Here is a 15,383-nt window from a genome sequence, read left to right as displayed (position 1 = left end):
TTGGCGTTTCAGCGTCTTCGTTCCTCCATCTCGCCTGAGCGCCTGGCTTTGGCCACCTTGCTTGGGGCCACGGCAGGGGCTGCGGTGCTCACCTCCCTGGCGAAGGCCAACAGCCAGGAAATCGGGGTCTACTCCGGCCGGCACTACAACACCGATAAGGCGCTCTACAAGCAGTTCACCCAGAAGACGGGGATCAAGGTGAAGTTGCTGGAGGCGAAGGATGACGCCTTGATTGAGCGGATCAAGCGGGAAGGTGGCAACAGTCCTGCTGATGTGCTGGTCCTCGCCGATGCGGCCCGCCTGGATAAGGCTGCCGATGCCGGGCTGTTCCGTCCCAGCCGTTCCGTGTCCCTTAACCGAGACGTCCCCGCCAACTTGCGGGATGCCAAGGGGCTTTGGTTCGGTTTGACCCGCCGGGTCCGGGTGGTGGTGGTGAACCCCAAGGCCGTGAACCCAGGCAGCATCCGCAGCTACGCCGACCTGGCTAACCCGGCCTTGAAAGGTCAGCTCTGCCTGCGCAATCGCAAGAGCGTCTACAACCAGTCCCTGGTGGCTGATCAGATGATCCTGCGGGGTGACAAGGCTGCATCGGCCTGGGTCAAGGCCATGACCGCCAACGTGACGCAGCCTTACTTCAGTTCGGATACTCCCTTGATTCGAGCGGTCGCCAATGGCCAGTGCGGCGTCGGCCTGGTCAATTCCTATTACGTCGCTCGGATGTTGGCTGGGGGCAACGGTTCGTCCGATCAGCAGTTGGCGAATCGGGTGACGGTTCGCTTCCCGGATCCCGCCCACGTGAACATCACCGGCGCCGGGGTGGTCAAAACCTCCAAGAACCCGGAAGCGGCATTGCGCTTGATCGAGTTTTTGGCGTCGCCGAGCGGTGGTCGCGGTTACGCGGAGGCCAACAACGAATACCCCCTGCGGGGCTTTGGCAACAACGCGGTCCTGAAGCGCCTGGGGACGTTCAAGGCCGATGGCGTTTCGGCGCAGCAGATGGGAGCGAAGAACAAGGCTGCCGTGGCCTTGATGCAGGCCGGCGGTTGGCGCTGAAGCGGTAACCCGAAAGTCTGAATCTCAATAGCCAGTCGTTCCCGCGGCTGGCTTTTTTGTTGCTACGAACACAAAGCATTTGCAGTTGGCAGCTGCTATTGAGAATCGCTTGCAAAAGGGGGCGCTTCTTGTTTATCTTGCGACGCATTCGCAACTAGCCCGTTTTCGGGGGTCATGTCCTTCCGCTTCCTCCCTGATGCCCCTGCCAGTGCCGTGCGGATGCCGGTGGGTCAAACCGTCTTGCTGGACCCCGCGCTTCACGCCGGCGGGAGCTGCATTGAGGTCCTGGAGGGCATGGCCCGTGTCTATTGCCCCTGTGAGGAGACCGAAGGGATGACCTTGGCCTTCTTGCAGCCTGGCGATCAGCTCCGCACCGATCGGCTCTGCAGTGAGGGTGTCTGTGTGGAGGCCTTGACCCCGTTGGTCTTCAGCAGTGACGCCCAGGCCGCGGGTGGTAGCGGTTTTGATTCCGTCAATGAGTGGACCCTGCAGCTGCTGCGCATTCGCCACCTGGGTACGGCTGAGCAGCGCTTGCATGCGCTCTTGAGCCTCTTGGTTCATCGTCTGGGTCGCCGCTGCGGCGACTGGTGCGACCTTCCCTTCCGCTTGACCCATGACCGGATTGGCGAGCTGATTGGCGCCACCCGGGTCACCACGACCCGGATGATCTCCAGGTTTCGTCAGGCCGAGCTGCTGGAGGCGCCAGTGGGGGAGGGCGGCCTTCGTCTGGCTCCTGCTCTGGTCGACTCTGCCCCTCTTTCAGGAGGGTTCTGACTCATGCAGCACATCCTTGACCCTCGGATCTCAATTAGCGCTTTGGGATCGCTGTGCCGCGAAGCACAGGGCTTGAGGTTGCGTTTGGTCCGGATCGACGAGGACCAGGAGCGGTGCCAAACCCGGGCGCTCTGCCTTCGGTTGCAGCGGGAGTCCGAGCACTTGCTCTCGCGTTTGGCCGAGCTGGGCCGGATCGCCACTTGGTTGCAATCTGCGCCCGTGGCAGTTGATGAATTGAGCCTGGCTCTGTTTCAGGAGTTGTGCTGGCGGCCGTTGCCCCGTCGTTAGGCCACCGAGGCTGGTGTGCTCTGGCCGGCGGCCAGTTCTCCATCGATGACCAGGAGCGCCGCGGCGTCGGAGTGCGTGAAGGCAATGCGATCCAGCAGGTGGGCCGCGCGATTTTCCGCATCGATTTGCCCCTGAACCATGGGATCGAGGAAGACGGTGGTGCGGACATCGCCACTGCGCTCAGCCATGGCGTAGAGCTGATGCAAGGAGGTGGTGACCTCGGCTTCCATTTGGAAGATGCCGCAGAAGACCTCTTCGACGCAGCTCCAGCTCTGGCGCGGAGCGTTGAGGGGTTCAAGGGCGACTGACTGGCCGCGGGCAATGAGATAGTCCGCAAACAGGCCGGCGTGGTGCTGCTCTTCGGTGGATTCTTGTTTCAAGAAGGCGCTGAAGCCCCGTAGGCCGCGCTCAGCAAACCAGATCGAGAGCGCCCAGTAGGCGGTGCTGGCTTGGCGCTCCATGGTGAGGTGCTCTTGGAGGGCGCCGAGAAGATCGGCGGCCATCGGCTGAGCCATGGCCCGCCCAGCTGGCCCACGAGCAATCGCTTGATTGCTATCTCCGCGAACGATGGATTGGGTCATGCCTTAACGGGCGGAGCTAGCTGCAAGCTACGGGCTCCATTGGGGTCATGCAAATCGGCCCTGACAATGGCCACTGCTTGCGCAAAAGAGAATCGATTGCAATAAGATGGGTCCATTGAGATCCAGCTCGTTTCGACCTGATGGCCCAATCCATTGGCCCTTCTTCGGATCTGCCTCTTCAGCCCCAGCGCAGGGTTGAGGCCTGCGCCAAGAAAAAAGGCTGCAAGCAAAAGAAGTGCTCGAAATGGAAGGGCGGCAAGTGCCGCTGCGGAAGGGACTAGGCCGTTAGGTGCCTCTTGCGCTGGGGGCTGATCAGTTCTTCCCTGGCGAGTGCCTCAGGGGACTGGCGTTTCCAGGCCTCGACCCCGCTGAGAAGGGCTGAGGCCATCAGCAAAAAAGAGAAGCCGCGCCGCAGATGGCGATCGCTCAGATGGGGGGGCAAGCCGTTGACCGACCACAGCCCCCGCTGCCCCCCCCCAGTAGTAGAGGGATGAGTAGAGGCAGGCTGGCCTGCGGCCAATGGCCGAGAGCGGCCAGGGCTACCAGCGCATTGACGGCGATCAGCAACAGGCTGGTGCCGCTGGCCAGTGCCATCGGTAGGCCCGCCAGCAGAACGAGCGCTGGAACGATCGCGAAGCCCCCGCCGACGCCGGCGATGCCCGTGAGAAGGCCGATCAAGAGACCCTGCAGCAACAGAAGTGGTTCGGCCGCTGGACCTCGGCCTCGATGGGGTTGGGCTTGGCTCCGGAGGAGAAGCCATGAGGCCAGGACCGCCGCAATGGCAAAAACGCTGAGTTGAACGGCTTCTGGGATCAGGCCAGCTTTGACCCAGCTCCCACCGATCCAGCTCCCGGCGAGGGCCGGGAGCCCCAGGAGTAGGGCCTGCCTGGGGGCGAACTGGCCGCGGCGCAGGTAAGGCCCCAGATTCGCGAGGGCCAGGATCATCACGACGATTAAGGAGAGCGGAACGGCCTCCCGGGTGGGCAGGGCGGCCCCAGTGACCAACAGAGGCAACAGCAGGATTGAGCCCCCGGCCCCCAGGACGGAGAGCAAAAAGCCAATCAGACCTCCCCCTAGTCCCAGTAGGACAGCGGCGCTCAGGCTGATCACAGGGACACCCGGTTCCAGGGCATCACGGCCAGCAGCCTGGCCATGCCGCAGAAGCCGCTGACACCGGCGAAGGTCAGGCCTGCACCCACGAACCAGGTGAGGGCAATCCAGCCGGGAGCAACGGTGTTGCTGAGGATCAGGCCCAGCAGGATCAGCGATCCAGCGGCGATTTGCACCTGACGCATCAGCGGCAGGGGTGCATTTTTGAGTTTGCGTAAGGGGAAGCCGGCCCCTTGCCAGCTGGGCAGTCCCCCCTGCAATTCGCTTAGGGGGTGGGGATGGCCTTGGGCCATCAATTGGCTCAGGCCGCGATTGCTGCGTTTGCCGCTTTGGCAGACGAGCACCAGAGGGCCCTGGGGAAGATCCGCTTGCAGGAGTCGATGGAGTGGGACGTTCAGGCTGCCGCTGATGTGACCGCTGGCGTACTCCATTGGTTCGCGGACATCAATCACGCTGACGCGTTTGGCGGTGAGTTGATCGGCCAGGTCCTGGGCGCTGATGGCTTGGGCGTGGGTCATGGGATCGGGTGCTGTGGTGCGAATGGCGATTCAGTGGTTGATGGAGCCAATGAGCGGGTAGCCCTCGTCGCTCCAGCACAGGAGGCCGCCGCGGAGATTGGCGACCCGCTCGAAGCCGGCCTTCAGGAGCTGTTGGGTCGCCAGGGCTGAGCGACTCCCCGCATGGCAGACCACGACGAGGGGGCGCTCGCAGGGCAGCTCCCCCTGGCGCTGCTCCAGCTCCGGCAGCGGGATGTTGAGGCTGGTTTCGATCCGGCCATCCGGCCCGTCCACTTCGTCCTCAGAGCGGACATCGAGAACGGTGACCTCGCTGCTGTGTTCAGCCAGCCAGCTGGGGAGGAGCTCGGGTAACCCAGCAAAGCTGCGCTGAATCGGGGCCCAGTGCTGAACGGGCTGCTCCCCTGGCGGCTGGCCCGAGCGCATATTCCCGGGGAGGGCGATGGCGATCTGGCCCGGATGGGGGAGCTTCATGTTGGTCATGTGGCCAACGAAGTCCCGTTCATCGGCTCCCCCACCTAGGCGTGCGTTGAAGGCTTTCTCCTCGGCGACCGAGGAGAGCGTGCGGCCGGTGTAGTCGTGGCCGGGGTAGAGCAGGCAGCTGTTGGGCAGGCTGAAGATCTGCTCGGTGATCGAACGCCAGAGGGTATGGGGGTCTCCCTGCTGGAAGTCGCAGCGACCGCAGCCTCGAACCAGCAGGGCGTCGCCGGTGAAGGCCGCCGACTGGTCGTCGAGGACGTAGGTGATGCATCCATCGGTGTGGCCAGGGGTGCTGCGCACGTCCAGGTGCCGACCGCCAAAGCTCACCTGATCCCCGTGCTGAAGGGGGAGGGTGACGTTCTTGGCTCGGGTGGCTTTGGCCAGGCCGATGGCGCAGCCGGTGGCTTGCTGCATGAGCCAGCTGCCGGTGACGTGATCCGCGTGGGCATGGGTATCCAGGGTGGCGACCAGCTCGATGCCCAGCTCTCGAATCAAGGAGAGATCCCGGTCGTGTTGTTCAAACACGGAGTCGATGAGCACGCCCTGCCCGGAGGCGACATCGGCCAGTAAGTAGGTGTAGGTCCCTGTCGTCGCATCGAACAGTTGGCGATGCAGCAGGGGGTGCCCGCCTGCTGCATCCAGGAGCGCGATCGGGGATGGCGCGATGGAGACCATGAGCCCCTCTTCAGTCTTGTATGACTATAAGCGCATAAAGCCTTTGTGGTCACGTTGCCTGCTTCTGGCCGAAGGCTTGGACGACGGCGCTCTGGCCTTGGTGGAGGGGGCCTTCTTCGATCCAGCGTTCGGTTTCCTGTAGTTCGAGCCAGGTCAGCCCTTGGAGTTCCTCTTGGAGTTGCGCCGCTGTGATGAGCAGCTCCGGGTTGGGTGGTCCGCCGGTTCCGTGCTGAAGCTGGCCTGGGTTGTAGGCCTCGAGGATCAGGTGCCCGCCGGGCTTCAGGGCGTCAGCTGCGCGCCTGTGAACCAGGGCGCGCAGTTCCGGCTCGAGGTGCATCCAGATGGCGACAACGAGATCGACGCTTTCGGCTTCGGGGGTGAAGTCCCGCAGATCTCCGCAGCTGCAGAGGAGTGTTACTCCTTTTTTCTGTGCAAGCTGTTGGGCTTTCTCCAGGCCGATCGGGCTGAGGTCTTGGGCGGTCACGCGATGCCCCTGTTGGGCCAGATGAACCGCGTTGCGACCACCCCCTTCAGCCAGGCAGAGGGCATCCCCAGGGGGGAGAGCTGCCGCCTTGGCTCTGAGGAAGTCGTTGGGCTGGGTTCCGTAGGCGTAGTGGCTCTCGCGGAAGCGCTGATCCCAGAACTCCTGATCCATTGACGAGGTCAGGCATAATGCGTCTATCGTCATACAGCATTGCGATGGGTGCCTCGGGCGCAATGCCCTCCCAGGGGTTGCTGGAGGAGTTCAGTCAGTTTTTTCGGCTTCTGAGCGAGCCGGCTCGCCTGCAGCTGCTCTGTCACCTCAAGCTGGGTCCAACCGATGTCGCCTCATTGATCGAGGCCACGGGGTTTTCCCAGTCCCACATCAGCCGGCAGCTTGGTCAGCTGCAGCGGGCTGGCTTGGTTCGCTGTGAGCGCGAGGGGACGCGCACGATCTGGCAGGCGGATGGCGATTTGGTGGATGACCTCTGTTCCTTGGTTCAGAACAGGCTCAGGCAAAGGCTTCAGGCCCAGCTGGATCAGCTTCAATCGGCCTAAGGGCGGATTGAGCTTGCGCGTCCTGTTCTCAATGCTTAAGCGCCCCTTGATTTTTGTTTGATCGGCGGTAATCGGCGTAGGTTGGTCTTCTTCGGTAAAGGGGGCGATGCAGGTCACGCACCGGTCTGAGGACAGCGTCCAGATCACGATGAGCCGCGAAGAAGTGGCGATGCTTGTCGATCTCTGCCATGCGGCGGCCTTCTCCGACCTCCTGCCTCAGCGCCGGGAGTCCCAGGTTCGGGTTCAGCGGTTCGTCTGGGACGTGCAGAACACCCTCTTTGATGCGGCCCAGTCGGTTTGGCGGGCCAAGCGTCACTTGACCATGCCGGTGCCGTCAGCTCAGCGCCGCTCGTCCGTGGCGGCCTGAGGCCTAGAGCTTCTCAAGCAGTTCTTCGGCTAATGCCTCAGCGCTGCTGAGCGCCCCCTCGATCCGGCCAAAGCCGTCACCTGACAGGTTGTCGCCGCAGAAACCGATGGCGCTGGCAGGGCAGACCCGGTGGCTGGGGTCCAGGCCTGGAGCGATGGGGAAGGCGGCTCCCCAACGCATCAGTTGTCTTGCGGCTCCTTCGAGCGGCAGTTCAGTCAGATCCGTGAGGGCCTGGGCAAGGGCATCCAGCACACGGGTTTCGGCGGAGGGACCGGGTTTGGCCCGCAGCAGTTGGGCCGCCGATGAGCGTGAGCCGTAGATATCGAGATGGTCTGCGGCAAAGGCGGGACTGGATTCCGCCACAACCGCACAGCGCCCATCGGCAAGCGGTTGAACGCTGATCCGGCGCAGTCCCCAACGCTCCTGTGCGGTTGGGGTGCATTGCAGTAGTCGCCAAGGAAGCGCAAGCCAGGCGCTGGCGGCCTCCTGGGGAAGGGTCACCAGCAGGTTGCAGCTGGCTTGGGCGTCGATCGAGGCCAGCTGGGCTTGGGCCGCTTCTAGCTCGGGGTCAGCCAAACTCCGGGCTGCTTGCTCAAGCGGGATATCGTCCCAGCCAAAAACCTGCTGACTACGGGGATGGGCCAGGAGGGTGCCGCTCAGCACAAGCCAGCGGGCCTTCACCAAGGCCCCTCCCGCGTCGTCTTGCAGGGTCCAACTCAGAGCGGCATCCAAGCGCTCGGGCCTCAGGTGGCGTACCAGCGTTCCAAAGCGTCTGCGGAGTGATCCGCCCTGTTCCATGGCCAGCTCCAGCAGCTGTGCACAGAGCTGATCCATCGCTCCATGGCCCTGCCAGAGCGTGCCGTCGCTGAATCCATCCTCAATCGCAGAGCCCAGTGTCCGCTCTGCATCCAGGCTCCGAATGGGTCCGCGGAAGGGGCTGATCGCAGCACGTTGCGCGAGTGCGTTCAGCAGGCGAGGAGGGGTCTGGGCTCGAATGTTGAAGAGCGGCGCCCCATGGTTGATCCGCAGGTCTGGGTCCTGGCGGGAATAGCGGGTCGCGGCACGCCCCCCGGGCCCCCGGCCGATCTCCAGCAGTTCGATGGAACCGCGCCAGCCACGGCTACGCAGCGATGCCGCAAGCGCACAACCCGACACCCCTGCGCCAACGATGGCGAGATCAGCGTGCGGGGTGGCAGAGGGCAACGGGATGGAGCAGAACTTGACCATGCTGGGTCTTTGCTTGGGCTGTCGTGGCGGAAGGGGCGGATCAATCCATCACGGCCGCGGCTTTGCTGGACGAGGAGGGGCGCGTTCGAGCGCAGGGAACGGGCCTCCAGGCGGCGGACCTGCTGGGCTGCTGGCAGTTGGAGCAGGTCTGGCCCAAGGGGAAGCGCCAGGCGGCCCAGTTCTCCGGTGTTCTGTTGCGGGGCCTGGCGGCGCAGTTGGAGATCCGGGAGCAGGGCGGGGACCTGCAACTGCGCAACAGCGTGCGGCTGGGCGGGGTCGAACTGTTTTTCGAGGGTCCAGGAACACTGACGGGGCGACGCCCCCTGCTGGAGTTCCAGTTCCTGCGCATGGGATTACGCGTCGCCGGCCGGCAGTGGTGGGGGCGTGCGCTGCCTGCTCCGTCTCCCCAGCGGATGCCCTTTTTTGCCTTGATCTGCCGTGATTCGTCCGGTTGGCTGGCGGCCCGGGGGCGTGGGGGCGGTCTCGCCCAATGGCGGCTCTCTCGCCAAGATGGGCGGAGTTGAGCGCTGGATGGGCGATGGGGTGCCCCCGCTGCGGGAGTTGGTCGGTGAAATCCGATCGGAGCTTGGGAGGCCGGATGGTCTGCGGCCGCTGCGGCACTCCCCTCGATGGGGTTGCCCAGCGGGGCCGGGGTCCGATGCCCAGGCTCTCCGGGATGACCCGTCAACCCTGGCGTGTTGGCTTGATTGCCTTGGTTGCTTTGGCCGCACTGTTTGCCGCCTGGAACCCCCGCCAGCCTGTTCCTCAGCAACGCACCCCGGCTTCCCAGGGGTTCCTCTGACCGGTCAGGGTGGGGGTGTTAGCGCGAGTGCTTATCGATGGCCGATGCCCCCTATTTGATCGTCCTGGCGTTGCTGGAGCAAGGAGGACAGAGGGCGATGCCCTTGCAGGGAAAGTCCCTGCGTGAGGCCTTGCCGGCAGGCTCTGATCCGGGCGAGGTGGGGCGCCAACAGGCCTTGGATTTGTTGGTTCGCATCTGGCAGCGCAGCGACCAGGGCAGCCTGCGCCGCGCTGCCGGTGAGCAGAGTCTGTTGATGGTCACCGTTCCCATTGAGTCACTGCAAGATCAGCTGCCGGCCCTGAAGGCCCAGTGGCTGAGTGACGGCGACACCGCGGCTTTGATTGCTGCCTTGAACCACCTAGGCAGTGGACTGTGGTCGCTGACCATGGAGCACCGCCAGCCCCTGGCCTATCAGGCGTTGGGGTAGGCGTTCAGTTGTATTCGCCGGGCATGTCGTTCTTCAGGACGGTGACCCGGTCGAATGTCTTGCCAGAGACCCGCAGCAGTTCATCGCCGGAGAACTCAAAGCCCAGCTTCAGTCCGATCTGGGCGACGTCATCGGCGGTGGCGGCTGCCAGGACCTGCTGCTTCAGGGATTCATCGGCCTGGACGCGTGCCAGGAAAGCCTTCAGTTGATCGAGCGACATGGCAGGGCCGGGCCGACGGGCGCACCAGTCTCCCAGAGCCTCAGAGCCAGTGATGGGGGTAGTGCTCAGCACCCGGCTGGAGGCGGCTGTAGGCCACGGCGATCAGCATCATTACCAGCGAGCCACTTAGCACGGGCATCCAGATGAAGCTGGGTTGAGCCTTGAGCAGGACCCCCAGCAAGGCCACGGCCCCCGCCGGTGGATGGAGGCAACGCAGCACTTGCCCCAGGGCAATGGTCAGGGCCACGGCCAGACCCATGACCCAAGGGCCATCACCAAGGGCCATGACGCAGCTGACGCTGACCACGGCGGCCAGGGTGTTTCCCAGCACCACATTCCGCGGTTGAGCCAGGGGACTGGAGGGGTGGCCAAAGAGCAGCACGGTGGAGGCGCCGAAGGGTGCTACGACCAGCGGGTAGTTGCTCCAGAGACTGATCAAGCCCAGGGCTGTGATCGCCAGCAGGGCCCCCAGCCAGGAACCGATGACCTGGCGCTGCTGGAAGCGAGGTTGATAGTCCCGTCCCCGTTGACGTTCTGACTGGATTCGCTTCCAGACCATCTCGTCTTCAGCCCAGATAAGGGTCCAGGAAAGACAGCGGTCGATTCATGGTTGCGGAGAAACCCAGCATTCCCCGATCCAGGTGCTGATACAGCAGAGCGTCGTCAGCGTCCAGCAGGTAAGTAGCGCCGCGCTGGGTGATGAAGTCGTCCTGGGGGACATAGGTCCGCCACTTCCCCAGCACCTCGGTCATGTTCCGCAGGCGGACGGTGGCCAGCTCAAAGGGCCGCTGGAATCCGTCGCCACCCGCCAGTCGGAACAGGGGACTGTCAAACCGTTGCGGCGCTGTGCGGTCGCCCGTGTAACCACGAAAGACCTCGTTCAAGGTTCCCGGGGAACCAATGCCGGCACACATCAAGAGCAATCCAGGCCAGGGGCCGCCTGGGGTCTGTAGGCCGGCGTAGAGCCCAAGACCGCGGTGCAACCTGGGTTCAGCCTCCACCTTGAGGTTGTTCCGGGGAAAGCCGGTGAATTGGCAGAACCGCTCGGCTCCTGCTGCATCGCCAATGCCAATCGCCAGGGTCTTGATTCCCGCCTGCTCCAGCTTGGGCAGGGCCGGCGCCAGGGCCTGGGCGTATTCGAGCGAATCGAAATCCCCCAGCTGGGTCATCAGGATCACCAGCCGCTTGGAACCGGACTCCATCCCAGGGATCGAGCGGAGGGAGTCCAGGAGGACGTCGGGCGCGTGCATGGGTCGGAGGCGATCGCCTGAACGTCCCCTCAGCCTCGCTGATGGGTGGGGCGAGATGCACCTCGCCCCGGTTGAGGCGCGTCTGACGAAGAGAGCAGCCTCAATCCATTGATGCCATCAACCCTGGCGATTGACCACGATTTTTTTTGTGCCGTGACGAACCAGGCGGAGTCATAAAAAACTCCGCTGGTCGGCTGACCGGCGGAGGTGCGTCTCTTCGTCAGAAGCGCAGTTCTTTCCTACGAACGCGACCTGCCCCAGCGCCATGGGTATTTGTTCCCGCTGCAGACTGGGTTCGGCGTGGCCGCAAAGCCCCAGATGTCTCCACAACCCGAACGGGCCAAGCGTGTTTCGGTCAGTCTTCCCCCCGACTTATACGGGCGCCTCGCGGCCTTGGCTGAGGAGGATCGTCGATCGGTTGCGAGTTGGGCGGCTGTCCAGTTGGAGTTGGCGGTGATCGAGGCCGAAGAGAAACTCCGCCAGGGACGAAAACTGAAGGATCGCCTGGAGGACGAGAGCCAGCGATTCACCGCTTGGTATCGGGATGAATCCCTCGCTGAGAAGAAGGCCGGCTGACGGATCCACCACAATGGCCAGCAGGGGAGACCTGGACATGCGTCGTCAACGTTGGCTGCTGTTGATCGCAGCGCTGGCCTGCATCGGGAGCCTGCTGCTCTGGATTGCTGAGATTGATGTGGGGATTGAAGAGTCCCTCCCTGCCCAGCCCCCAGTCGCTTCCCCCTCGAATCCATGACCGCTCTGTTCTCCCAGGTCCTGCTGGTGCTCACCCTGGGTCTGTTTCACGTGGTCGGACCGGTTCCTGCGGATCTAGGGGTGCAGAACGGCTCGCTTTCCCCCTGTGCCAGTCCGGCCCATTGCGCCCGGGTGGATTGGACGGTGGCTGATCCGCAGGCTGCACTGAAGTCCTTGGTGCCTGTTGTTGCAGCCACACCTCGGACCGAGATCGTTGAGCAGGGCAATGGCTACTTGCATGCGACGGCCAGCAGCGCTCTGTTCGGTTTCGTCGACGATCTTGAGCTCTATGCCGACTCCAGTCGTGGGGTGCTTCAGGCTCGCTCGGTGTCGCGCTTGGGGGATTCCGACCTGGGGGTGAATGCCGGCCGTCTGAAGGCTCTGGCGGATCAGCTCAGGGATTAAGTCGCTCCTCGCTCCAGTCCTGCTCCAGACGCCAGCGGCGTCGCTGGTGGGGATGGCCCTTGAGCTCCAAGAGCTCCACCTGCTCCACCTGGATCCGCACGAGTTCAAAACTCTCTGGCTGCGGGACCTCGTCGCTGAGGGCCTCAGGAAACGGTCCCAGCGGATCAAAGGGTGCCCCAGGTTGGGGCCAGCCCCAGAGGCTGCGGGCGCCGGGTTGGAGTTGCTGCCAGTGCTGATCCCGGGCGCGTTGATCGGTCTCGGCGCCCAGGGCCAGGCGATGGCCTCTGAGCCGAAATTGTGATTTCGCTTTCGGCAGAAGCCAGCAGAGCTCGACCCTGGGTTCGTGGGCGAGTTCAGCGCTTTTCTCGCTGCGGCGATCCGTTAGGAGGTCCAGCTGGGATGGGCCGCCCCAGCCGCGGAAGACCAAGGTGCGCACCCGTGGTGCTCCATCGCTCCCAAGGGTGGCCAGCTGCAGCCAGCGGGCCTGGGGCGACCGTCCTTCCCGCTGGCGGGCTCCCCGCAGAAGTGCCCTCCAGGGGGGCAGCGCTTCAATCATGCGGCGGCTTCACATCGGTATCGGGCGATCTCACCGCCACCGCGCTTCCGTTCAGCAAAGTCCGGGCGTTCTGGATCTGCGGCCTGCCACCACCAGTGCCCATCGGTGTAGCTCGGAGCTCCGGCGTTGTTGGTGCGAGGGAGTTGCAGACTGACGCCGCGCCAGGCGATCACCACAAAGGCCCCGGGGACGGTTCCGCCAACTGTGTTGGGAATCTCGGTTGCATCGACGGCCCCTTGGTGGACCTCTGCGGTGAGTGGATCCCCCTCGCAGACGTACTGCGCGGCGATCGCGGGGTACGGGAGAAGCAAGAGCAGCAGCGCCAATCCCAGGTTGAGCAACGTGGTCACGGCAGGGGCAGAGCGGTCATCAGGATGGCGCAATGAGCCTGACCCTGGTGTACGACGGCGGTTGTCCGTTTTGCCGGCACTTCGCGTTGCGTAGCGAGCTGGTGGGTGGGCTTCCGGATCTGGTCATTCGCGATGGGCGAGGCGATCACGCCCTGCGGGCCGAGCTGAAGCAGCGGGGATTGGATCTGGCCCGGGGGGCCGTGCTGCTCGAGGGCAATCAGGCCTGGCATGGGGCCGAGGCAATCGCTCAACTCTGCAGCCGTCTGCGTCCGAGCGATCCCCTGTTGGCCCTGCTGCGTCAGCTCTTCGCTGCACCGCCCCAGGCCCGGCGTCTCTATCCCCTTTTGCTCTGGGCTCGGCGGCAGGCCCTGCAATGGAAAGGTCTGCCTGAGGATCCCGATCAATCCCCAGATGAGGATCGTCGCCGGCCCTACGGTCAGTGAGCGCCCACTGCCCAGGCATGCAAGACGTCGTTCAGGCCTATTACGGCAAGGAACTGCAGAGCACCGCTGATCTCAAGACCAGTGCCTGCTGCGATGCCGATGCGGTCCCGGACTGGCTCAAGCCCCTGCTAAGCCGGGTCCATCCTGAGGTGAGTAGCCGCTATTACGGCTGCGGTTTGGTCTGCCCGCCGCTGCTGGAGGGCTGCCGCGTTCTGGACCTCGGCAGCGGCAGTGGCCGCGATGTCTATCTGCTCTCGCAGTTGGTGGGGACCTCCGGTGAGGTGGTCGGGGTGGATATGACCCCTGAACAGTTGGCGGTGGCTCGGGAGTATCTCCCGTTCCACGCCGATCAATTTGGCTATGCCAATGTCCGCTTCCTCGAGGGCCAGATCGAGCGACTGGAGGAGCTGGATCTGGAGCCCGGAAGCTTTGATGTCATCGTCAGCAAATGCGTCCTGAACCTCTCCACCGACAAGCCGGCGGTCCTCCGGGGTATTCAGCGGCTGCTCAAGCCCGGCGGCGAGTTCTACTTTTCAGACGTCTACGTCGATCGACGTTTGCCTGAGTCCGTTCAGCGCCATCCGGTGCTCTACGGCGAATGTCTGGGTGGGGCGCTCTATTGGAATGATTTCCTGCGGATGGCCCGCGGGGCGGCTTTCACGGACCCGCGCCTGGTCAGCGACCGTCCACTTGAGATCACCGAGCCCCAACTGGCGGCCCTGGTGGGTGAGGCCCGCTTCTATTCCGCGACCTACCGGCTCTTCAACATCCCTGAACTGGAGGATGCCTGCGAAGACCACGGTCAGGCCGTCATCTACCTGGGCTCCATCGACCAAGCGCCCACGCGGCTGGAGTTCGACAAGCACCACAGCATCGAAGTCGGGAAGGTGTTCCCGGTCTGCGGCAATACCTATCGGATGCTGCAGCAGACCCGCTTCGCCCCCCACTTCCAGTTCATGGGCGATTTCGAGCGTCACTACGGCCTGTTTGAAGGCTGCGGTTCAGCCATTCCCTTTGATCAGGACCGTTCTGCGACCGGGGCGGCCGCCAGCTGCTGCTGATGGCCAACGCGCCGGGTCCCTTTACCGTCAACCACCGCTGCATCGATTGCGGCACCTGTTGGCAATTCGATCCGCAGCACTTCGCCCCCACAGGCAGTCGCTCCCAGGTCATTCGCCAGCCCGAGGGAGCGGTGGAAACGCGCCAGGCCCTGCTGGCGCTGCAGGCCTGTCCGGTGGCGGCCATCGGCACGACCGCGGAGCTGCGCCAGCAAACCCCCATCGATGGCTTCCCTGCCCTGGTCACCCGCCACGCGGCTGGTGACGTGTACTACTGCGGCTGGGCGTCGCGCCGCAGTTTTGGTGCCAGCAGTTGGCTGGTGGTCCGGCCCGAAGGCAATGTCCTGATCGACTCGCCCCGCTGGAGTGCCCCCTTGGCTCGGCGCATCTCCGCGTTGGGCGGCCTTCAAACCATGGTGTTGACCCACCGCGACGACGTGGCCGATCACCAGCGCTGGGCCAAGGCCTTTGGCTGCAGTCGTTGGATTCACCAGGCCGATGCCGATGCCGCTCCAGGGGCTGAGCATCAGGTCAGCGGTCTCACGGCCGTGGCCCTCGATGGGCCGATGCAGTTGATCCCCTGCCCCGGGCACACGGCGGGATCCATGGCCGTCCTGCTGGGTGAGAGCCGGCAGGTGCTCTTCAGCGGTGATCACCTCTGGTGGCGTCCGGCGCAAGCGGTCGTTGTCGCTTCGGAGCGTTACTGCTGGTGGGATTTCCAGGAGCAGCTCCGCTCGGTGGAACGCTTGCAGGAGCTGGATGTGGCCTGGCTCCTTCCAGGCCACGGCCATGCCCACTCGTTTGCGCCGGGGGAGTGGCGGTCGGCCTTAGAGCAGACCTTGGCGTTTAACCGAAGAAGCCCTTGCTGTTGAGCCACAGTCCCAAGGCCAGCATCGGTACGAAGACGGCCCCAGCGATCTGAAGCTTGATGCGCATGGCCGAGGGCTCAGCTTTAGCGGGCTTGGGGGCTGGTGCTTTGGCTTTGGCTTTGCTTTTGGCCACGGTCTACTT

Annotated in this window: 26 protein-coding genes; 14 read left to right on the top strand and 12 right to left on the bottom strand. The window is 64.1% G+C overall.

What is annotated here, in order from left to right:
• The 3 genes from ACLM42_RS07220 (at position 1) to ACLM42_RS07210 (ending at position 2,115) form a co-directional block, all read left to right on the top strand.
• Positions 1-1,053, top strand: a complete 1,053-nt coding sequence (locus ACLM42_RS07220) for an extracellular solute-binding protein (RefSeq protein ID WP_247910575.1) — start codon at positions 1-3, stop codon at positions 1,051-1,053.
• Between the two features lie 174 nt (positions 1,054-1,227).
• A complete protein-coding gene (locus ACLM42_RS07215) occupies positions 1,228-1,827 on the top strand; it encodes a Crp/Fnr family transcriptional regulator (RefSeq protein WP_415398654.1) in 600 nt (199 codons plus the stop codon).
• Positions 1,828-1,830: 3 nt separating this feature from the next.
• The gene (locus ACLM42_RS07210; RefSeq protein WP_247910577.1) at positions 1,831-2,115 is read left to right on the top strand and encodes a hypothetical protein; all 285 of its coding nucleotides are present in this window, start codon (positions 1,831-1,833) and stop codon (positions 2,113-2,115) included.
• On the opposite strand, the gene ACLM42_RS07205 is transcribed toward ACLM42_RS07210, so the two are convergent.
• The 5 genes from ACLM42_RS07205 to ACLM42_RS07185 all read right to left on the bottom strand — a co-directional run bounded on the left by ACLM42_RS07205 (position 2,112) and on the right by ACLM42_RS07185 (position 6,131).
• Positions 2,112-2,696, bottom strand: a complete 585-nt coding sequence (locus ACLM42_RS07205) for a ferritin (protein WP_415398653.1) — start codon at positions 2,694-2,696, stop codon at positions 2,112-2,114. The two genes, ACLM42_RS07210 and ACLM42_RS07205, sit on opposite strands and share 4 nt — an antisense overlap.
• Before the next feature lie 426 nt (positions 2,697-3,122).
• Positions 3,123-3,806 (bottom strand): TSUP family transporter, encoded by a 684-nt coding sequence (locus tag ACLM42_RS07200; RefSeq protein ID WP_415398652.1) that lies wholly within the window; start codon positions 3,804-3,806, stop codon positions 3,123-3,125.
• The gene (locus ACLM42_RS07195) at positions 3,803-4,324 is read right to left on the bottom strand and encodes a rhodanese-like domain-containing protein (protein WP_415398651.1); all 522 of its coding nucleotides are present in this window, start codon (positions 4,322-4,324) and stop codon (positions 3,803-3,805) included. Before ACLM42_RS07195 ends, ACLM42_RS07200 begins: the two co-directional genes overlap by 4 nt.
• A gap of 30 nt (positions 4,325-4,354) precedes the next feature.
• Positions 4,355-5,476 carry an MBL fold metallo-hydrolase gene (locus tag ACLM42_RS07190; protein ID WP_415398650.1) on the bottom strand — a complete coding sequence of 374 codons (1,122 nt, stop codon included), beginning with the start codon at positions 5,474-5,476 and terminating at the stop codon, positions 4,355-4,357.
• A gap of 49 nt (positions 5,477-5,525) precedes the next feature.
• Positions 5,526-6,131, bottom strand: a complete 606-nt coding sequence (locus ACLM42_RS07185) for a class I SAM-dependent methyltransferase (protein WP_415398649.1) — start codon at positions 6,129-6,131, stop codon at positions 5,526-5,528.
• A 44-nt stretch (positions 6,132-6,175) separates the two neighbouring features.
• On the opposite strand from ACLM42_RS07185, the gene ACLM42_RS07180 reads away from it, so the two are divergent.
• Positions 6,176-6,514 (top strand): ArsR/SmtB family transcription factor, encoded by a 339-nt coding sequence (locus ACLM42_RS07180; protein ID WP_415398648.1) that lies wholly within the window; start codon positions 6,176-6,178, stop codon positions 6,512-6,514.
• Positions 6,515-6,620: 106 nt separating this feature from the next.
• Positions 6,621-6,881, top strand: coding sequence for a hypothetical protein (locus tag ACLM42_RS07175; protein ID WP_247910582.1), 261 nt, complete (start codon positions 6,621-6,623; stop codon positions 6,879-6,881).
• Between the two features lie 3 nt (positions 6,882-6,884).
• Here ACLM42_RS07175 and ACLM42_RS07170 read toward each other — a convergent pair whose 3' ends face one another.
• Complete coding sequence (locus tag ACLM42_RS07170) at positions 6,885-8,084, bottom strand: NAD(P)-binding protein (RefSeq protein WP_415398647.1); 1,200 nt, start codon at positions 8,082-8,084, stop codon at positions 6,885-6,887.
• Positions 8,085-8,131: 47 nt separating this feature from the next.
• On the opposite strand from ACLM42_RS07170, the gene ACLM42_RS07165 reads away from it, so the two are divergent.
• The 3 genes from ACLM42_RS07165 to ACLM42_RS07155 are packed head-to-tail and all read left to right on the top strand — an operon-like array spanning position 8,132 to position 9,337.
• On the top strand, positions 8,132-8,632 hold the full coding sequence (locus ACLM42_RS07165; RefSeq protein ID WP_415398646.1) for a hypothetical protein: 501 nt from the start codon (positions 8,132-8,134) through the stop codon (positions 8,630-8,632).
• Between the two features lie 14 nt (positions 8,633-8,646).
• Complete coding sequence (locus ACLM42_RS07160; RefSeq protein WP_415398645.1) at positions 8,647-8,910, top strand: hypothetical protein; 264 nt, start codon at positions 8,647-8,649, stop codon at positions 8,908-8,910.
• 37 nt (positions 8,911-8,947) lie between these two features.
• Entirely contained in the window at positions 8,948-9,337 is a 390-nt protein-coding gene (locus ACLM42_RS07155) for a hypothetical protein (protein ID WP_415398644.1), read from the top strand.
• A gap of 4 nt (positions 9,338-9,341) precedes the next feature.
• Here the strand turns inward: ACLM42_RS07155 and ACLM42_RS07150 are convergent, their stop codons facing one another.
• Genes ACLM42_RS07150 through ACLM42_RS07140 form a run of 3 tightly spaced genes read right to left on the bottom strand, consistent with a single transcriptional unit; the run spans position 9,342 to position 10,807 of the window.
• Positions 9,342-9,557, bottom strand: a complete 216-nt coding sequence (locus tag ACLM42_RS07150; RefSeq protein ID WP_415398643.1) for a Nif11-like leader peptide family natural product precursor — start codon at positions 9,555-9,557, stop codon at positions 9,342-9,344.
• Between the two features lie 40 nt (positions 9,558-9,597).
• A complete protein-coding gene (locus tag ACLM42_RS07145; protein WP_247910588.1) occupies positions 9,598-10,116 on the bottom strand; it encodes an HPP family protein in 519 nt (172 codons plus the stop codon).
• Between the two features lie 7 nt (positions 10,117-10,123).
• On the bottom strand, positions 10,124-10,807 hold the full coding sequence (locus ACLM42_RS07140) for an AhpC/TSA family protein (RefSeq protein WP_415398642.1): 684 nt from the start codon (positions 10,805-10,807) through the stop codon (positions 10,124-10,126).
• A 318-nt stretch (positions 10,808-11,125) separates the two neighbouring features.
• Between ACLM42_RS07140 and ACLM42_RS07135 the strand changes: the two genes are divergently transcribed.
• Genes ACLM42_RS07135 through ACLM42_RS07125 form a run of 3 tightly spaced genes read left to right on the top strand, consistent with a single transcriptional unit; the run spans position 11,126 to position 11,965 of the window.
• Positions 11,126-11,383 (top strand): ribbon-helix-helix domain-containing protein, encoded by a 258-nt coding sequence (locus ACLM42_RS07135; protein ID WP_247910604.1) that lies wholly within the window; start codon positions 11,126-11,128, stop codon positions 11,381-11,383.
• A 37-nt stretch (positions 11,384-11,420) separates the two neighbouring features.
• A complete protein-coding gene (locus ACLM42_RS07130; RefSeq protein WP_415398641.1) occupies positions 11,421-11,561 on the top strand; it encodes a hypothetical protein in 141 nt (46 codons plus the stop codon).
• The gene (locus ACLM42_RS07125) at positions 11,558-11,965 is read left to right on the top strand and encodes a DUF1499 domain-containing protein (RefSeq protein WP_415398640.1); all 408 of its coding nucleotides are present in this window, start codon (positions 11,558-11,560) and stop codon (positions 11,963-11,965) included. The genes ACLM42_RS07130 and ACLM42_RS07125 overlap by 4 nt, the downstream gene beginning before the upstream one ends.
• Here the strand turns inward: ACLM42_RS07125 and ACLM42_RS07120 are convergent.
• Positions 11,955-12,521 carry a pyridoxamine 5'-phosphate oxidase family protein gene (locus ACLM42_RS07120; RefSeq protein ID WP_415398639.1) on the bottom strand — a complete coding sequence of 189 codons (567 nt, stop codon included), beginning with the start codon at positions 12,519-12,521 and terminating at the stop codon, positions 11,955-11,957. The genes ACLM42_RS07125 and ACLM42_RS07120 overlap by 11 nt on opposite strands.
• Positions 12,518-12,871, bottom strand: coding sequence for a hypothetical protein (locus tag ACLM42_RS07115; RefSeq protein ID WP_247910608.1), 354 nt, complete (start codon positions 12,869-12,871; stop codon positions 12,518-12,520). Before ACLM42_RS07115 ends, ACLM42_RS07120 begins: the two co-directional genes overlap by 4 nt.
• A 32-nt stretch (positions 12,872-12,903) precedes the next feature.
• Between ACLM42_RS07115 and ACLM42_RS07110 the strand changes: the two genes are divergently transcribed.
• The 3 genes from ACLM42_RS07110 to ACLM42_RS07100 are packed head-to-tail and all read left to right on the top strand — an operon-like array spanning position 12,904 to position 15,244.
• On the top strand, positions 12,904-13,314 hold the full coding sequence (locus tag ACLM42_RS07110; protein WP_415398638.1) for a DCC1-like thiol-disulfide oxidoreductase family protein: 411 nt from the start codon (positions 12,904-12,906) through the stop codon (positions 13,312-13,314).
• Positions 13,315-13,331: 17 nt separating this feature from the next.
• Positions 13,332-14,375 (top strand): methyltransferase domain-containing protein, encoded by a 1,044-nt coding sequence (locus ACLM42_RS07105; protein WP_415398637.1) that lies wholly within the window; start codon positions 13,332-13,334, stop codon positions 14,373-14,375.
• Complete coding sequence (locus ACLM42_RS07100; protein WP_415398636.1) at positions 14,375-15,244, top strand: MBL fold metallo-hydrolase; 870 nt, start codon at positions 14,375-14,377, stop codon at positions 15,242-15,244. The genes ACLM42_RS07105 and ACLM42_RS07100 overlap by 1 nt, the downstream gene beginning before the upstream one ends.
• Here ACLM42_RS07100 and ACLM42_RS07095 read toward each other — a convergent pair.
• A complete protein-coding gene (locus ACLM42_RS07095) occupies positions 15,219-15,374 on the bottom strand; it encodes a hypothetical protein (RefSeq protein WP_415398635.1) in 156 nt (51 codons plus the stop codon). The genes ACLM42_RS07100 and ACLM42_RS07095 overlap by 26 nt on opposite strands.
• Between the last annotated feature and the right edge of the window lie 9 nt (positions 15,375-15,383).

It is taken from the genome of Synechococcus sp. W4D4, from assembly GCF_047716805.1.
Lineage (GTDB): Bacteria > Cyanobacteriota > Cyanobacteriia > PCC-6307 > Cyanobiaceae > Vulcanococcus.
This window is presented reverse-complemented; position numbering and strand designations above follow the sequence as displayed.

What these genes read in the sequence shown, in the direction of transcription:
- ACLM42_RS07155 (WP_415398644.1), top strand. Translation starts at nt 8,948, where the DNA reads ATGGCCGATGCCCCCTATTTGATCGTCCTGGCGTTGCTGGAGCAAGGA.
- ACLM42_RS07140 (WP_415398642.1), bottom strand. Translation starts at nt 10,807, where the DNA reads ATGCACGCGCCCGACGTCCTCCTGGACTCCCTCCGCTCGATCCCTGGG.
- ACLM42_RS07185 (WP_415398649.1), bottom strand. Translation starts at nt 6,131, where the DNA reads ATGGATCAGGAGTTCTGGGATCAGCGCTTCCGCGAGAGCCACTACGCC.
- ACLM42_RS07135 (WP_247910604.1), top strand. Translation starts at nt 11,126, where the DNA reads ATGTCTCCACAACCCGAACGGGCCAAGCGTGTTTCGGTCAGTCTTCCC.
- ACLM42_RS07130 (WP_415398641.1), top strand. Translation starts at nt 11,421, where the DNA reads ATGCGTCGTCAACGTTGGCTGCTGTTGATCGCAGCGCTGGCCTGCATC.
- ACLM42_RS07205 (WP_415398653.1), bottom strand. Translation starts at nt 2,696, where the DNA reads ATGACCCAATCCATCGTTCGCGGAGATAGCAATCAAGCGATTGCTCGT.
- ACLM42_RS07160 (WP_415398645.1), top strand. Translation starts at nt 8,647, where the DNA reads ATGGGGTGCCCCCGCTGCGGGAGTTGGTCGGTGAAATCCGATCGGAGC.
- ACLM42_RS07120 (WP_415398639.1), bottom strand. Translation starts at nt 12,521, where the DNA reads ATGATTGAAGCGCTGCCCCCCTGGAGGGCACTTCTGCGGGGAGCCCGC.
- ACLM42_RS07175 (WP_247910582.1), top strand. Translation starts at nt 6,621, where the DNA reads ATGCAGGTCACGCACCGGTCTGAGGACAGCGTCCAGATCACGATGAGC.
- ACLM42_RS07100 (WP_415398636.1), top strand. Translation starts at nt 14,375, where the DNA reads ATGGCCAACGCGCCGGGTCCCTTTACCGTCAACCACCGCTGCATCGAT.
- ACLM42_RS07150 (WP_415398643.1), bottom strand. Translation starts at nt 9,557, where the DNA reads ATGTCGCTCGATCAACTGAAGGCTTTCCTGGCACGCGTCCAGGCCGAT.
- ACLM42_RS07125 (WP_415398640.1), top strand. Translation starts at nt 11,558, where the DNA reads ATGACCGCTCTGTTCTCCCAGGTCCTGCTGGTGCTCACCCTGGGTCTG.
- ACLM42_RS07190 (WP_415398650.1), bottom strand. Translation starts at nt 5,476, where the DNA reads ATGGTCTCCATCGCGCCATCCCCGATCGCGCTCCTGGATGCAGCAGGC.
- ACLM42_RS07105 (WP_415398637.1), top strand. Translation starts at nt 13,332, where the DNA reads ATGCAAGACGTCGTTCAGGCCTATTACGGCAAGGAACTGCAGAGCACC.
- ACLM42_RS07215 (WP_415398654.1), top strand. Translation starts at nt 1,228, where the DNA reads ATGTCCTTCCGCTTCCTCCCTGATGCCCCTGCCAGTGCCGTGCGGATG.
- ACLM42_RS07195 (WP_415398651.1), bottom strand. Translation starts at nt 4,324, where the DNA reads ATGACCCACGCCCAAGCCATCAGCGCCCAGGACCTGGCCGATCAACTC.
- ACLM42_RS07180 (WP_415398648.1), top strand. Translation starts at nt 6,176, where the DNA reads ATGGGTGCCTCGGGCGCAATGCCCTCCCAGGGGTTGCTGGAGGAGTTC.
- ACLM42_RS07145 (WP_247910588.1), bottom strand. Translation starts at nt 10,116, where the DNA reads ATGGTCTGGAAGCGAATCCAGTCAGAACGTCAACGGGGACGGGACTAT.
- ACLM42_RS07110 (WP_415398638.1), top strand. Translation starts at nt 12,904, where the DNA reads ATGAGCCTGACCCTGGTGTACGACGGCGGTTGTCCGTTTTGCCGGCAC.
- ACLM42_RS07210 (WP_247910577.1), top strand. Translation starts at nt 1,831, where the DNA reads ATGCAGCACATCCTTGACCCTCGGATCTCAATTAGCGCTTTGGGATCG.